The organism is Bacillus sp. JJ1562 (assembly GCF_036962705.1).
Lineage (GTDB): Bacteria > Bacillota > Bacilli > Bacillales > Bacillaceae_L > Ferdinandcohnia.
Genome location: NZ_JBALOQ010000017.1, coordinates 179058 through 193146, shown reverse-complemented (window position 1 = coordinate 193146; position 14089 = coordinate 179058). Strand labels below are relative to the sequence as shown.

Sequence of the window (14089 nt, the reverse complement as noted above, 5' to 3'; positions counted from 1 at the left end):
TCTAGCTTTTGAGTAAGTAATTCATGTTCATCTTTTATAGTAATTATTTCTTCTTTTTATCTAGTAATTTCCGTTTTTTGTTTTTCTATAGTTACCTCATTATTAGAGAGTGGGCTGTTAACATTTTTATTAGAACAGCCCGAAATTATTAGTAACAAAAATAAGCGATAATCCTTCTTTGGGATTATCGCACCTGTTAGTTGAGTAATGCTATTTATTTACTTATGGTATCAAACAACTCAACATCTACATTATCAACATCATTCCAACTATAAAACTTTTCTAAATGCCATTTATCTATTAATCTTATATAGTTGTTAGCATCAATCCATTTATGTAATTCGTCATAAGAGTTCTTTATCTTATTATTTGCCCCTTTATGTCTCGTTACAGCATATCTTTGAGATGGGACAGTTAGTGTTACCATATCAGATGGAATATCCTTATAATCTTTTACTTTGACACAAACCCAATATCCATCTTTATCATCAGTTTCATTTTCAACAACAAATGCACCATATTGTTGTAATGGGTTTACAACCTGTTTAATTTCAGTTATACGCTCACTTAAACGAAATGATGCTTTAGGAATTTCAACTACGTATTGGTCACCAGAACATAAAACTCGAAAACCTACTAACTTTAATTCACCAAGTTCTTTAATAGTCTTATTCTGTACTTTTGTTTCTGACAATGTACTCCCTCCCTTTACATTACAATTTCTACAAAAACACTTTGGATACCTTTTTTTCTAACTACCATGAAAATTCATTCTCTGTGGTGAAGCGCTGATTTTTGCGATTCATGGATGGCTTACGGGTGCGTTGATCCAAGAAGGATTAATGCACTTTTTTGTTGAATTCCTTATTGAACAAACGGGACATTTTGTTTAAGAAGGAATATCAATTAACTTAGATTTGCTAATAGTCGTATGAAAAAAATCGTCTACAAATTCTATAGATAGAGGAGAAGAGGAGAATACGCTATTGTTCAAAAATGGATAAGCTTTTTTATTGAACGATATAATGAAGTAGTTTTCCGGGCACTAAATTACAACATTAGACTGGGGAACTGCTCTTTTTTTGTTTTTTTATTTATTAATAAAGTGTAACTTTTTATAGATAGTTACGTCATTAAGTCAAACAATTTTTTAGTAAGAATTCCATTCATAGAAAGAGGTGAAGTAAGTGGGAGAAGATAGCTCATTAGAAAAATTAAATGAGTGGTACAACAAATATAGTGATGATATTTATCGATATGTTTTAATGATGACTGTTGATCAGGAATTAGCTAAAGATGTAACACACGATACTTTTATTAAAGCATATAAACACATGGAAAGTTTTAGAGGGGAAGCAAGTGCGAAAAACTGGCTGTATCGAATTGCACATAACACGACTATTGACGAAATACGAAAAAGGAAGCCGTTACGTTTTATGGTTAACACTTACACTTCTATTGCAACAAATGACTATCTTCCAGAAAAAGTAATACAATTAGGGGAAAATGAGGAGCAGCTTTATCGTTCACTTCAAAAGTTAAAAAGGTCATATCGTGAGGTAATCATATTAAGGAAAATAGAAGAACTAAACATCCGAGAAACAGCCGAAATATTAAATTGGACCGAATCTAAAGTGAAAACTACCTTGTTCAGAGCATTAGAAGCCTTAAAAAAACAAATGATTAAGGAGGGCTATGAGCATGAAACATTCTATAGAAGAAACGAAATACGATGATACTTTAAAAGGTTTGCAAAATATCAAATTAACAACTCAAGAAAAGAATGACATCCACGTAAAGATGATGGAATCTGTAGAAACATCAAAACGTGGGAAAATAAATAGGGATATGCGTCCAATATTCAATGCCATTTTATCTGGGATATTATTATTTATTGGAGGATACTTCCTAGTTAACCAAATCATATATTCAGAGGAAGGAAAGTTTGGCCGAGAACACGAAGAGATTCAATCTCCATATACTGAGATTGAACAGGAAATATCAGATGTATTGCAATCACCTGTGTACATTCCATATCATGAGAATCTTCCAGTGAGAACAGCAATGTTTCTTATAGAAACAACTGGCTCGGTCGAAAGAGAAGAAATAGAACGAAAGCACGGATCAGCTGTTATTGGTTATAGTAAGCTAGAAGCGGATCAAGCTGATGCGGCAGAATTAGAACGATTAAAGGAACTAGGGGCACATAAATATGCACCTTTCGAGTTTGTATACGGTGAATTTCTAAAACCGGAGAAGTACGAAGCTACAATTTTCATTATGTCCGAAAAAGCAAGTCGAAAAGACCTGATAAATTCAGCTTTTTATGGTAAAGAAAGAATAATAGCAGGACATACTGTTAAGTATAGAGTAATTGATACTGGATCACCACTCAACGCCAAAGTATACCGTTTTAGCTTTAAAGTAGATAATACTTTTTATTCATACACTTTCCCATCAAGAAATGTAACTGAAGAGGCTGCATACACATTTGTAGAAAAATCATTAAAACAAATACTAAAAAGATAGTCTAAGAAGGATCGTTATTTTGACGGTCCTTTTTGGTTCAAGTAAACAAAACTCTCATGTTTGTTACTAAATTTAAACTATGTAAAGAAATGTACTAAATCAAATGGGTGCGATGATTCAAGGATTATCTCTTGTTTTTTTGAAATTAATAAGCGAACGGGGCAGTTTACATAAAAAAGGAGAAATAATTATTTTCTAGAATAAATATAGATAATTAGATTATTTTTGCTGAGGCACGGTGATTCACCAAATGTCGGAGATGAAATGACAAGAGGGTTATCTTAAAAAGGCGATTAGTCGTTCAACGAATATCTGAAAAAGTGCCTAAATTGGCAAAAGAGGTGAACCCCCGATGAAATTAAGGGAGCATAAAAGCTTTGTTCGTTTTTGGACTGCATCTACAACTTCAAACTTTGGCACATATATTACGACCATTGCTCTGCAAGTATTGGTGGTGGTTAATATGGGAGGCAGTGCTGTTGATGTTGGCTGGGTTTCAGCATCTAGATGGCTTCCATATGTACTGTTGGGATTAATAGCGGGGGTTTTGGTTGATCGTTTTAACCGAAAGACTGTACTGGTGGTAACAGATATGGGGCGTGGCATTTTATTTGCTTTTATTTGCTTATTCGCTGTCACAGGAGTACTCAGTATTGGCTGGCTAATGATCCTGCTGGTGCTCTTTGGCGCAATGTCTCTTTTTAATGATGTTGCCTACCGGTCCTTTGTGCCACAATTGGTCCCTCGTCCTTTATTAACACGTGCATATGCAAGGCTAGAACAAAGCGCAGCTGTTGCGGAAACGAGTGGTCCAGCTATTGGAGGTGGGCTTGTCTCATGGATCGGTGCACCTTTTGCCCTTCTTGTAGATGCCGTATCATATCTGTTTTCAGGTATTTTAATGTCCTCTGTTAAACACCAGCCCTCAGATAAAGTAAAGGTTGGTCCACTTGGTCAGCAAATCAAGGAAGGTTTGCAATGGGTCTACAAACACCAATACCTTCGTACACTCGCATTAAACACGCACGTCTGGTTTCTCTTCCACAGCATGACGATGACGGTCCTAGTATCCTTTTTTTTGATTGAGCTTGGCTTCGCTGCCTCGCAACTTGGGTTTGCCCTCGCCGCTGCAGGTGTCGGAGCGGTTGCTGGAACCTCTCTATCTACTCGAGCCGGTGAGCGCTTTGGTGTCGGGCGTGCAATGGCTTTTTCTCGAATTCTCTATGCTCCAGCAGTGATTGTGATGGCATTAGCTCCAGAAGCTACCAGCTCAGACCCGCAGAACGTAGCTCTCATTTGTGCGGTTGTAGGGCAGCTATTGTACGGCTTTGCTATGGGAATCGAGGGTCCTCTCGAAATAGGTTTTCAGCAGCATGTCACGCCATCACAACTGCAAGGTCGCATGAACGCAACGATGCGATCCATCAACCGTAGTGTGGTCATTATCGGCGCCCCACTAGGAGGTGCCATCGCCGACGGACTAGGGTTCCTAACGGCTTTATGGATTTCGATAGCTGGTCTAGCTTTATGCGGACTATGGTTCAGTCTTTCATCGATGAGAAAAGCTCAAATAAAAGAATGAAATCTAAAAAATGCATTAAAATAATAATTAAATGTAGAATCTAGTGTAGGGTCAGAGCGCGTGTTGCAAATAATAGCAGGTATGATGAATTACTTCGTACAACAAAATATCAATACTACCGGAATTCGCTGCCTTCTTTTAAACTCTTCCACCTCTGAAAAGTGCTCGCGTATTGGAGTCCCCTCACGCAAATCAGCGACTTTAAAACCAGACAAAGTCAAAGCACGGAAATACTGTTCAATTGTCCGATGGTATTTGACGACTACGTGGCCAATCCATGATTCCTTTCTTTCTCCCTCCGAAAAATAGTCATCTACAATCCAGTTTCCACGTTTATCCCCTGCTTGTTTACTTATGAAAGAAGATGTTATGAGCGGGTGCTGTACACTGAAGACAAACTTTCCATTCTCTTTTAATGTACTATACACATTTTGAAAAAGGGACTGAACATCAGAAACATAATGTATCGCAAAGCGGGAAGTAACAATATCAAATTGGTTCGCAGGGAAGTTGTATGTTTCCATGGTTTCATGAAAAATGGTTCCGCTCAAACTGTCTAAATTAAGCTTTGCGGCTCTAACCATCTGCTTAGAACCTTCAACACCAGTGTAAAACACTGCACCTTGCCGAAGTAAATCTTTACCAAACGAGGCATCTCCACAACCTAAATCTAGAATTCTTTTATTTTGGACATCACCGATGATTTCATAGATTGCTGGGCCTTCGATTGCATTATTGGGACTATCCGTCCTACTCCTTCGCTTCATATAATTTGTAAAAAAATCCTCCTGGTCGTATGCGTTCGATCCCCTAAATTCCATACAAACCAAATCCCCTTTCACACTATTTTAATCATTGCTATTGGCTATTTTACCATGTATTGTAAAATTATGGACATAGCTTTTGGAGTGTTTAATTCAAAGTAGAAAGGAGTATTTCGAAATGCTGAAAATCCTTGAAAAATTAAGTGAAATAGAATCAGGCGAAGTGGGATTGATTATCTACTCACAGCTCAAACAGAATATTGTATTGTCGAAAAATGAGAAATTAGTAGTACCTCTTGCTTCATCTGCCAAAGTTGCAATTGCCTTTTGTGTAGCAAAATCAGTAGAGGGGGGACAATGTAATTGGAATGACATTGTTCCAAATATTAGTTTTGATCCAAACGAAGATAGCAACGAATTATATCCTCATTTTCAAAATAGTGAGAATCTAGCTCTCCGAGATGCTGTTGAAGTAATGATAGCCTGTCACGATCATTCACTTGCAAATAGTATTGTTCATTTTTTAGGTGGATGGAAAAAGGTTAATAAAACTGTTAAATCATATTTTAGTAGATTGAATATATACCAAGATCCCAGGAGTTCAGATAACAATGGTAAATTAAATCATCTAATGAAACTCCTGTATGAAGTATATCTAGGGTATAAAAATAATTCAGAGTTATGGTTTCCTATTATCAATGGCTTAGTTAGGCAACGGGGGGAAATAGACGGAATACCGTCCCATTTTTTAAATCACATGACTGGAGGATTAGAGGACCTAATTGTCGACATTGGGATTATAGGTGAATTCACCCAATATCCATTATTGTATGTTTTGGGTGCTAAGAATCTCCCCAATCGGTATCAAGAAAGATTGGCGGATGAAAAAGTTCTGGAAGCTATGAAATTAATTTATCATGAGTATTGTAATGAAGGAGACGGGCGATAAAGAAAAAATATGGTTTCATGAAGGAGAATGCCAGTTGAGTGAATGGAAGGAACTTATCCAGGATTCGCAAGAGAGATGGGAAAAGAATGCGGAACATTGGGATGATTATATGGGGGAAGAGAGCAATCGATTTCATCGAGAACTGATTCGGCCAAATACTGAAAAACTATTAAGCATAAAGTCAGACCAGACCATTTTAGACATTACGTGTGGCAATGGCAATTTTACAAAGAGACTTGCGGAGTTAGGAGCAAATGTTGTTGCATTTGATTACTCAGCAAAAATGATAGAACGAGCCAAAATAAGAACGAAGGCTTACATAAATCAAATCGAATTCAAAGTGATAGATGCCACCAGTTACGACCAAATGTCCGAATTCGGCATTGAAAAATTTGATAGCGCTGTTGCAAATATGGCTCTTATGGATATTGCGGATATTACTCCACTAGTCAAGTCCCTAAGTAAAGTAATAAAACCAAATGGAATTTTCGTTTTTTCCATCACCCACCCTTGCTTCCAACCACCTGGTGTTCGAAAAAACACGGAAACGGAAGATAGGAATGGGAATGTGGTCACCACGAACAGCATCCAAATCTCAAAATATCTCACTCCGGAACCTTACATAGCGATTGGTATTAAAGGCCAGTCCATCCCACATCTTATGTTTCATCGCCCATTATCGTATTATCTGAATCTATTTTTCGAATCCCATTTTGTATTAGACGGTATGGATGAGCCAAGCTTCCAAAAAGAAACAGATAAGTTTGAGTGGAATGAGATCCCGCCTGTTCTAATTTTACGGTTTCGTAAGGTGGGGTAAGAGCATGAAAAAGATAATCATTGCTATTATAGGGATCGCCATTATTCTTGGTGTTTTATATGTAAAAAGCGGTTCGACAAGTTTCGATAATGTTGTTTCAGGCACGCCCACAATAACCTCTATTGAAATAATCAGAGGCTCTGATGACAAAGAAGTCGTAATTGACGATAAGAATAAGGTTACCAATTTGATGAATGGGTTTTCCATGACTGAGTTAAAAGAAAAATCCATGGGATCCATTGAATTCGATGAATCTTATTGGATTACTCTAAGAGCAGACGGTAAACGTAAATTTGGTTTGACCATTTATGATGAAAAATACATCTTGGTATTTGAATATGAATCTTCTAAACAAAACAGTTATCGAATCATCAGGGGATTTGACTCATCAAGTATAGAACAATATTTTCAATAACGGGCACTGTCCCTGTGTCCCACGTAAATATAATAAAGGGGGAGTCAAAAAGTATCAATATTTCAATGGCTTAGTGATAAGAGAAGGAACTGATGGGGTTCCTGCTGAATATGTTGAAGCTCTTATTTGAAGATGCTGGATGGGCAAGGAATACTCCTGAATGGCAAAAAGAAAAGTTTTCGCTTATATTTAAAAATTCAACATGGGCATTTACTGTTTGGGATAATAACAAAATGATTGGTATGGTGAGGGTTATCTCAGACCAAATAATGGCTGCTAACATTATGGATCTAGCTGTTTTATCAGAATATCGTGGAAAAGGTATAGGAAAAAAGCTCGTGGAACTTTGCGTTCAAAAACTTCCCCATGGTGATTGGTTTGCGCACACATCAGCTAACAATTTCAGTATCTATCAAAAGTGTGGTTTTGAAGTAAGAGACCTAACCGAAAATGGTACTTGTGCGTATTATGGATATATACATGCACGGAAAACTGGACATAGATAGAAGTTTGTTGACTAATTGGTCCGATAGTTGTAGATCACAATTTTGGTAAATCAAGAGTTTGAAGATTAAGTTGTTTTTTCAACCAGTTCTTTATCCCTATCGATAATTTTGTATCAATGCTTGGGTCTGTGAAGACTAACCCTTATAATGAGGGTATAGATGTTTTAGGAGGAAAATCAATGTACATAACTGACGAAGCAAAGCAATTGTTGGAAAAATCGGGTGCGGCGGGAATTCGTCTATACACCGTTCCAAGCAGCAGTGACGGACCGCAAATTGCTTTAGCAATAGAGGAACCACATGAATTTGACCGAGTTCAAACAATCAAAGGAATAAAAGTAGCCTTAGACCCAAGCGTAACAGGAACTGAAATCTTAACGTTAGACAAAGAAGAAAATGAAAATGGTGTTGGATTAGTATTATCAGGTCCAGGAAGCTATTCGTAAAAGGAGGAAAATCATATGCCACTTAAAAAGATTACACCTGCAGAATTGTTTCAGAAAATGAACGAGCAAGAAAAGGTGGTCCTTTTAGACGTAAGAGCAGAGGATAAGTACAATGATTTTCATATAGAAGGTCCCACTATCGAAAGTCAAAATATACATAAAGCTGAGATTTTTCAAATAGAGGAAAACAAAGGCAAGACGATTGATTTATTGCCAAAAGACAGTGAAATAATCGTAACCTGCACGACCGGAAACTCAGCAACTAAGTGTGCGAACATCCTTTCCGAGCACGAATACGATGTTGCTGTATTAGAGGGCGGCATCACAGCGTGGAAGGAATACTTAAAAACGAAATAAGACAACGAGGGCGATTGCTATAGTAAGTGCAATCGCCTTTTTCTAGTAACTGAAACTTTATCAGAAAATGAAAGTCTAATTCAAGGGGTGGTTCTTTTGAAAAAGAAAGTCATTTTAATAGTAATATCGTTTTGTTTTTTAGTTGGCTGCGATCAAACCGTTACAGTCACTACAAGTGAAAAACCCGATGCCGAAGAGACTTTGAGACTGGATAACAAAGCTGATATTTTTCAATGGAAGGGCAGCATCTATAAAACAAATATTGATTGGGTAGATGAGCTTGAACTTACCGAAAATGAACAAATTGGTGAGATACAATTTAATGCATCGAAGGCAGAGGATTTTAAGGATGGCGGAGCGAATTATTTACCACTGGGTGCGAAAATTTTTACAACTAAGGAACGCAATGATATTTTAATCGTGAAATATGAAAATGTGATGAAACTCTATTTAGTTCTTACTGAAGGCTAAAATAGTAGAAATCCCTCATGATTATCTAATAGAAACATATATTTACTTTATTCAGTGGATGTCCCCCACTTCATTAAGTGGTTGACAAAAGTATTGGATTGAGAATTTCCTTGGATGGTTCAAACCATAGCTGAATAAAGTAAAAGCCTCCGGCGGATGCCACGATTTTTCAAAGGAAATTTTTCGAGCTTGCTCGAAAAAAATCGGGCGCAAATACGCCAAGGCGCATTTGATTACGACTAGACCTCCTGCTTCAAAGACATATATCAGAGGGGAGATGGCAATATGAGTTACGAGATGCGGATTGCGACCATGCTGGCTGATCAGATCGAGAGCTTTATGCAATTCGTTCAAGAAAACTATGATAATAAACATAAATCCTACGTGGAAAATCCCGATAAATTGTATCAGGTCAGGCTTTTAATCGAGGAATTTAAGTTCCAACTTAACGCTGCTGAACTACGGAGAATCAACCGATTTTCTTGGAATGCAAGGTACACACATTTATTAGTCGATGATGTTAAAAAAGGATTGGATGTTATTGAGGAATATGTCGAGCGGAACTACAACGATTTATTTATTTTAACTGGTAGACTACACACGTTACGGAGCCTCTGTTCTTCTTTCCAAATTTGATTTTAAGAGGTTGACTATGTTTGGAATTAAAAATAAACCGACTGGCTTTTTTATCTTGTACTCTCGGAGTATACACACTGGGTTTTCACTATGGTGCTCTTTAATAACAATAAAAGTTTCTTCCAATGTAACCCCAACACTGATGTAAATATCTAGTTCACCATTGCTTATATTTGAAGGTTTTGGTGATTTTTATTTTTTGGGAAACTATGAAAAAGGATAAATGCCATTTCTGTTGAAGTAAATACTAGAAGTTTGTTACACGGAGGAATTTCAAATGTATTCATATACAATCTGTTTTATCAAACAAGGAAATAATATATTGCTGCTAAATCGGGATTCCCCTGAGTGGATGGGGATCTGGAATGGTGTTGGGGGTAAGTTGGAGAAAGGCGAATCCCCATTTGAATGTGTGATGCGAGAAATTAGGGAAGAAACGGATATTGAGATGAAGCCGGAAAACGTTTGGCATAAGGGAAACATCACCTGGACGAATCCAACCCATTCTTACATTGACGGAATGTATGTATTTGTGGCAGAGTTACCTGAAGCCTATGAATACCAAACACCACTCAAAACCGATGAAGGCATTTTAGATTGGAAGGAATTGTCCTGGATCCTACATCCGAAGAATGTAGGATTAGCTAATTTAAAGTACTTTTTATCCGAGATACTTAATGACGAAACGAATTACGAACATCGATTTGTGTATGATGGGGACGATGTCGTGGATTTCTCCAGAATTCCATTAGTCGAACCTGTTCTAAATAGGTAAGATAGCGAAGCGCTAATCTATTGATTAACGCTTTTTTGTTAATTGTGGAAATATGTTTGGAGGAACTCTATACATGAAAAGGTTAGTGATTATGACTGTAGGCAAAACACATAGCGGGAAAACAACATTCGCAAGAGCATTGGAAAAAGAGTTAACCAACTCTATTGTAATGGACCAGGATAACCAAGCTGAGTTCATAAATACTTACTACAAGAATTTACAGCTTAAAAATGGCCCAAATACTCTCAAGCATGCAATTTCAAGACTACTTGTTGATTATGCGATCGAAAACACTGATTCTCATTTAATTATCTGTAATTCGAATCGAAATCGAATAAGTCGTCATAATCTACTAGAGGAATTGTTTTATAAAAATGAGTTTGTCCGCATCCTAGTCCATTTCGATATTCCTGATCCTGTTCTTCTATCAAGGGTAGCCCACAGTCAACGAAACACAAATATCTTAAGAGGAGCTTCCACTTTTAAAGAGGTACTTTGTCGGCAGCAAACTGAATCGCTCAGTGAAGATATATCAGATCCGATTGAAGGTGAAGTAGATTATTTTTTCGTAATTAAGAACAACGATGAGGTAGATTCTGTTATTGAAAGAATCATAGAAATTTCGAGAAATAGTTAGTTAAATGTCCTTTTTAGGTTAGAAAAAGTTTCCCAGTGTAAAAGGAAAAATCCTGTCGATATGGAATATAAATATCATGGCAGGTGGTTGAATTTGGAAAATGAAATCGCTAAGCGAATCCACATAATCGGTTCGGTTGGAAGTGGTAAGACAACATTTGCAAAACAACTTTCTTCAAAGTTGAATATTCCATTCTATGAGCTAGACAATGTTGTCTGGATAAGGGATAAATCTGGGGATATAAGGAGAACTGAAAAAGAGAGAGAAGAGTATCTCGATACGATTCTTCAATCTGAAAGTTGGATCATAGAAGGTGTTCATAATGAAGAGTGGGTATCAAGTAGCTTCCATCATGCAGATTTGATTATCTTTCTAGATCCCAGTTATTCAACCCGGACATATCGCATCATAAAAAGGTTTTTGAAACAAAAAATCCGGATGGAACATTCAAACTACAAACCGACATGGAAAATATTCTTTAAAATGTTCAAATGGAACCGCCATTTTGAAGAAGTGGGTAAGCCAAATTACTTAAGTAAGTATATTGTATATAAGAAAAAACTGGTTATTTTTAAAGATAGGGATCCTTTAAAACAGTTCATTAAGGAAATAAGTGAGGCCAAGTTATGATCACTCTCTATATTACAAGACACGGAAAAACTGTATGGAAGGGAGTAGCCCAACTTGCGAACGAATTTATATTTTGTACGTCACGCTCATTCGATCTACACCCCTGAAGAATTAACAAGACCGCTATCAGAAAAAGGCAAGGCGGACGCACAAAGAGTAACTAGCATATTTGCAAAAGAAAAGATTGATGTAGTTCTATCTAGCCCCTATAGAAGGGCGATTCAAACAATAGAGGGAGTTACGCAAACTATTCGCAAAAACGTAATAATTATAGACGATTTTAAAGAGAGAAAATTGTCTGAAGGTCCTGCCGAGGACTTTGATTCAGCCATTCGAAAGGTGTGGGAGGATGAAAGCTTTTCTTGGGAAGGTGGGGAATCAAATCTTATGGCTCAGAAACGGGGAGTCGAGGCAACACATAGGATACTAGAAAGCTATGAAGGAAAAAACATCGTGGTCGGAACTCATGGGAATTTGATGGTCTTAATTATGAATTACTTTGATAAGAGGTATGATTTTTCTTTTTGGAGTAAGCTTCATATGCCAGACATTTATAAACTCACTTTTGAAAATGACAAATTAAAGGAAGTAAAACGAGTCTGGCAAGTATAAGGAGGAGAAGGCATGTTTGATCCAATTTCTGCAGTATTAAACTTAGTTTTTTTCGTAATTATCATCTATCTAATTTCACGGGTTGCTCATTTTATGAAGAATGTCACAAGTAAGCTGAACGAGATTGATAGAAAGATAGAAGAGATAAAGCAGAATCAATGGTAAAGAACAGTTAGGGAGTGAACAATGACCTTGAAAAACTTATTAATGGGGGCTTTCCTTATAGCACTCCTAACTGGATGTTCATCTGATTTAGGAAAAGTCATCGCGAGCGAGAAGACTGCTCCGTCTGATATACATGAAATTGGAAGTATACCAAACGAATCCCCGTACATTACCTCTTTAGTACTTAGAGTCATGAATACGGAGCAACTAACCGAAGCTTGGGATTATTTTTCGATAAAGAAGAAAACTTTTCAAGGAGATTTCGACAAATATAATTACTATTTTGTAAGTATTAGAGAATCGAGCAGTTGTCCTTTTAAATTAAAGGATGTAACCGTGAATGATGATAAAAAAGAAATAAATTTTTATTTTAATGAAAAGGGTGGTTCGTGTAATGCCGATGCAACACCTAGAACGGTTGTAGTCGAAGTGGATAAAAACGATGCGATTCGTTTAGAAAATTCATCTATTGTCTACCACAGTGGAAATCGTGAGACAAGAACTACCGAAAAAATTAGGGATTAGAGTGAGGGTAAATAATGTTAAGAATAAAACCATTAGATGAAAAAGATTTTGAATTAATAAGAGAAGCAGAAAAGGTCATTGAAAAGAATTATAGATATGGTCGACATCATATTGGCGCTGCAGTTCGAACAACATCTGGAAATGTGTATGCTGCTGTACATTTGGAAGCCAATGTTGGAAGAATCGCCGTTTGTGGAGAAGCGATGGCAATGGGGAAGTCCATCTCTGAAGGAGACCACGAATTCGAAACAATCGTAGCAGTTGCACATCCCCATCCCCATGAAAATATTGAAAAATGCTGGGTGGTTTCCCCTTGTGGAATGTGCCGGGAGCTCATAAGCGATTACGGAAAAGATACCGATGTAATTATTTCGTACAACGGTGAATTAGTAAAATGCAATGTGATGCAACTGCTGCCTGAAAAGTATGGAAGTGAGCTCGAATAGAATTGGGGGTCGAACGTTTGAAGACCACGAAATTAAGAATCGCATGGATTATTCCAAATGTATTCTGTTAATTAATGTTGATTGGATTTTCTAATGTAATATTTATTAATTCAGAGCTGCTGGATACTGGAAAATTTCTGGGTTTATGGGTATTTATTATGCTTGCTCTTTTCTTAGTTTCCCTTATCGGAAGTTTTCGGATATGGACATGGATCAAGGAAGGGAAATTATAATTTATTATCAAAAAATAAAACCCCAATTTTTCAAGGAGGACGTTTTTTGGAAGATAAAGACAATAAGCCATCAGAAAGGAATATAGGAAAGGAGCCACTTAAATGCCTATTTGCCAAAAGTGTTATGAAATATGGAGTTGGAAACAAACCATCAAGAAATCCTTAACATATAAAAATGCCATGAGCTGTCCCTATTGTGGGGAAAACCAATACATTTCCTCCCGTACAAGAAAGAGAACCGCTGTTATTGGTTTTATCGCACCTGCCTTAATACTTGTGAATCTCTTTTTAGATTCACCACTTGTCATTTTGTATACAATGATGGGTTTGATTCCGCTTTTTATAGTGATTTATCCTTTTTATCTTGAACTTTCTAATAAAGAAGAGCCCTTATTCTAATACCTATCTTTCAACCTATCCTGAAAAAGTGGATCCATTAAATATAGAAACTTCAGTAGAAAAATTAATAGTTCTATTTGAGGATGTATTAAATCAAAATTCCACTTTCACCATGGATCAAGCTTTGGAACAGTTACTAAAGAAGACGCTGGTATAAATTAAGGCTGAAATGCAGTCGTTGCAGGGTTGCTG

Annotated in this window: 20 protein-coding genes and 1 pseudogene; 19 read left to right on the top strand and 2 right to left on the bottom strand. The window is 36.8% G+C overall.

Translation table 11 applies throughout. The features are described 5' to 3' along the window. Window positions 1–214: 214 nt before the first annotated feature. Window positions 215–694: a GyrI-like domain-containing protein gene (locus tag V7097_RS11805; RefSeq protein ID WP_335703812.1), complete on the bottom strand. Its 480-nt coding sequence runs from the start codon at window positions 692–694 to the stop codon at window positions 215–217. Window positions 695–1187: 493 nt separating this feature from the next. Between V7097_RS11805 and V7097_RS11800 the strand changes: the two genes are divergently transcribed. The 3 genes from V7097_RS11800 to V7097_RS11790 all read left to right on the top strand — a co-directional run bounded on the left by V7097_RS11800 (window position 1188) and on the right by V7097_RS11790 (window position 4111). After that, complete coding sequence (locus tag V7097_RS11800; RefSeq protein ID WP_335703811.1) at window positions 1188–1736, top strand: RNA polymerase sigma factor; 549 nt, start codon at window positions 1188–1190, stop codon at window positions 1734–1736. After that, entirely contained in the window at window positions 1702–2529 is an 828-nt protein-coding gene (locus V7097_RS11795) for a hypothetical protein (protein WP_335703810.1), read from the top strand. The genes V7097_RS11800 and V7097_RS11795 overlap by 35 nt, the downstream gene beginning before the upstream one ends. Before the next feature lie 352 nt (window positions 2530–2881). Further along, entirely contained in the window at window positions 2882–4111 is a 1230-nt protein-coding gene (locus V7097_RS11790; RefSeq protein WP_335703809.1) for an MFS transporter, read from the top strand. A gap of 89 nt (window positions 4112–4200) precedes the next feature. Here the strand turns inward: V7097_RS11790 and V7097_RS11785 are convergent, their stop codons facing one another. Then, window positions 4201–4932: a class I SAM-dependent methyltransferase gene (locus V7097_RS11785; RefSeq protein WP_335703808.1), complete on the bottom strand. Its 732-nt coding sequence runs from the start codon at window positions 4930–4932 to the stop codon at window positions 4201–4203. A gap of 121 nt (window positions 4933–5053) precedes the next feature. Between V7097_RS11785 and V7097_RS11780 the strand changes: the two genes are divergently transcribed. The 16 genes and pseudogenes from V7097_RS11780 (at window position 5054) to V7097_RS11705 (ending at window position 13897) form a co-directional block, all read left to right on the top strand. Continuing rightward, window positions 5054–5824 carry a serine hydrolase gene (locus tag V7097_RS11780; RefSeq protein WP_335703807.1) on the top strand — a complete coding sequence of 257 codons (771 nt, stop codon included), beginning with the start codon at window positions 5054–5056 and terminating at the stop codon, window positions 5822–5824. Window positions 5825–5858: 34 nt separating this feature from the next. After that, entirely contained in the window at window positions 5859–6644 is a 786-nt protein-coding gene (locus tag V7097_RS11775; RefSeq protein WP_335703806.1) for a class I SAM-dependent methyltransferase, read from the top strand. 4 nt (window positions 6645–6648) lie between these two features. Next, window positions 6649–7059, top strand: a complete 411-nt coding sequence (locus V7097_RS11770) for a hypothetical protein (RefSeq protein WP_335703805.1) — start codon at window positions 6649–6651, stop codon at window positions 7057–7059. 73 nt (window positions 7060–7132) lie between these two features. Next, a pseudogene (locus tag V7097_RS11765) lies at window positions 7133–7565 on the top strand (GNAT family N-acetyltransferase). A 179-nt stretch (window positions 7566–7744) separates the two neighbouring features. Continuing rightward, entirely contained in the window at window positions 7745–8011 is a 267-nt protein-coding gene (locus V7097_RS11760; RefSeq protein ID WP_335703804.1) for an adhesin, read from the top strand. A gap of 15 nt (window positions 8012–8026) precedes the next feature. Then, a complete protein-coding gene (locus tag V7097_RS11755) occupies window positions 8027–8368 on the top strand; it encodes a rhodanese-like domain-containing protein (protein WP_335703803.1) in 342 nt (113 codons plus the stop codon). A gap of 96 nt (window positions 8369–8464) precedes the next feature. Then, window positions 8465–8839: a hypothetical protein gene (locus V7097_RS11750; protein ID WP_335703802.1), complete on the top strand. Its 375-nt coding sequence runs from the start codon at window positions 8465–8467 to the stop codon at window positions 8837–8839. A 285-nt stretch (window positions 8840–9124) separates the two neighbouring features. Further along, window positions 9125–9475 (top strand): hypothetical protein, encoded by a 351-nt coding sequence (locus tag V7097_RS11745; protein WP_335703801.1) that lies wholly within the window; start codon window positions 9125–9127, stop codon window positions 9473–9475. A 277-nt stretch (window positions 9476–9752) separates the two neighbouring features. Further along, window positions 9753–10250 carry an NUDIX hydrolase gene (locus tag V7097_RS11740; RefSeq protein ID WP_335703800.1) on the top strand — a complete coding sequence of 166 codons (498 nt, stop codon included), beginning with the start codon at window positions 9753–9755 and terminating at the stop codon, window positions 10248–10250. Between the two features lie 73 nt (window positions 10251–10323). Further along, entirely contained in the window at window positions 10324–10887 is a 564-nt protein-coding gene (locus V7097_RS11735; RefSeq protein ID WP_335703799.1) for an AAA family ATPase, read from the top strand. A gap of 93 nt (window positions 10888–10980) precedes the next feature. Then, window positions 10981–11517: an AAA family ATPase gene (locus V7097_RS11730; protein ID WP_335703798.1), complete on the top strand. Its 537-nt coding sequence runs from the start codon at window positions 10981–10983 to the stop codon at window positions 11515–11517. A 54-nt stretch (window positions 11518–11571) separates the two neighbouring features. Beyond that, window positions 11572–12129, top strand: coding sequence for a histidine phosphatase family protein (locus V7097_RS11725; protein ID WP_335703797.1), 558 nt, complete (start codon window positions 11572–11574; stop codon window positions 12127–12129). Window positions 12130–12141: 12 nt separating this feature from the next. Beyond that, window positions 12142–12294, top strand: coding sequence for a hypothetical protein (locus tag V7097_RS11720; RefSeq protein ID WP_335703796.1), 153 nt, complete (start codon window positions 12142–12144; stop codon window positions 12292–12294). Window positions 12295–12315: 21 nt separating this feature from the next. Then, window positions 12316–12819, top strand: a complete 504-nt coding sequence (locus V7097_RS11715) for a hypothetical protein (protein WP_335703795.1) — start codon at window positions 12316–12318, stop codon at window positions 12817–12819. 14 nt (window positions 12820–12833) lie between these two features. Beyond that, on the top strand, window positions 12834–13265 hold the full coding sequence (locus V7097_RS11710; protein ID WP_335703794.1) for a cytidine deaminase: 432 nt from the start codon (window positions 12834–12836) through the stop codon (window positions 13263–13265). A 362-nt stretch (window positions 13266–13627) separates the two neighbouring features. After that, window positions 13628–13897: a TIGR04104 family putative zinc finger protein gene (locus V7097_RS11705; protein WP_335703839.1), complete on the top strand. Its 270-nt coding sequence runs from the start codon at window positions 13628–13630 to the stop codon at window positions 13895–13897. Window positions 13898–14089: the final 192 nt, after the last annotated feature.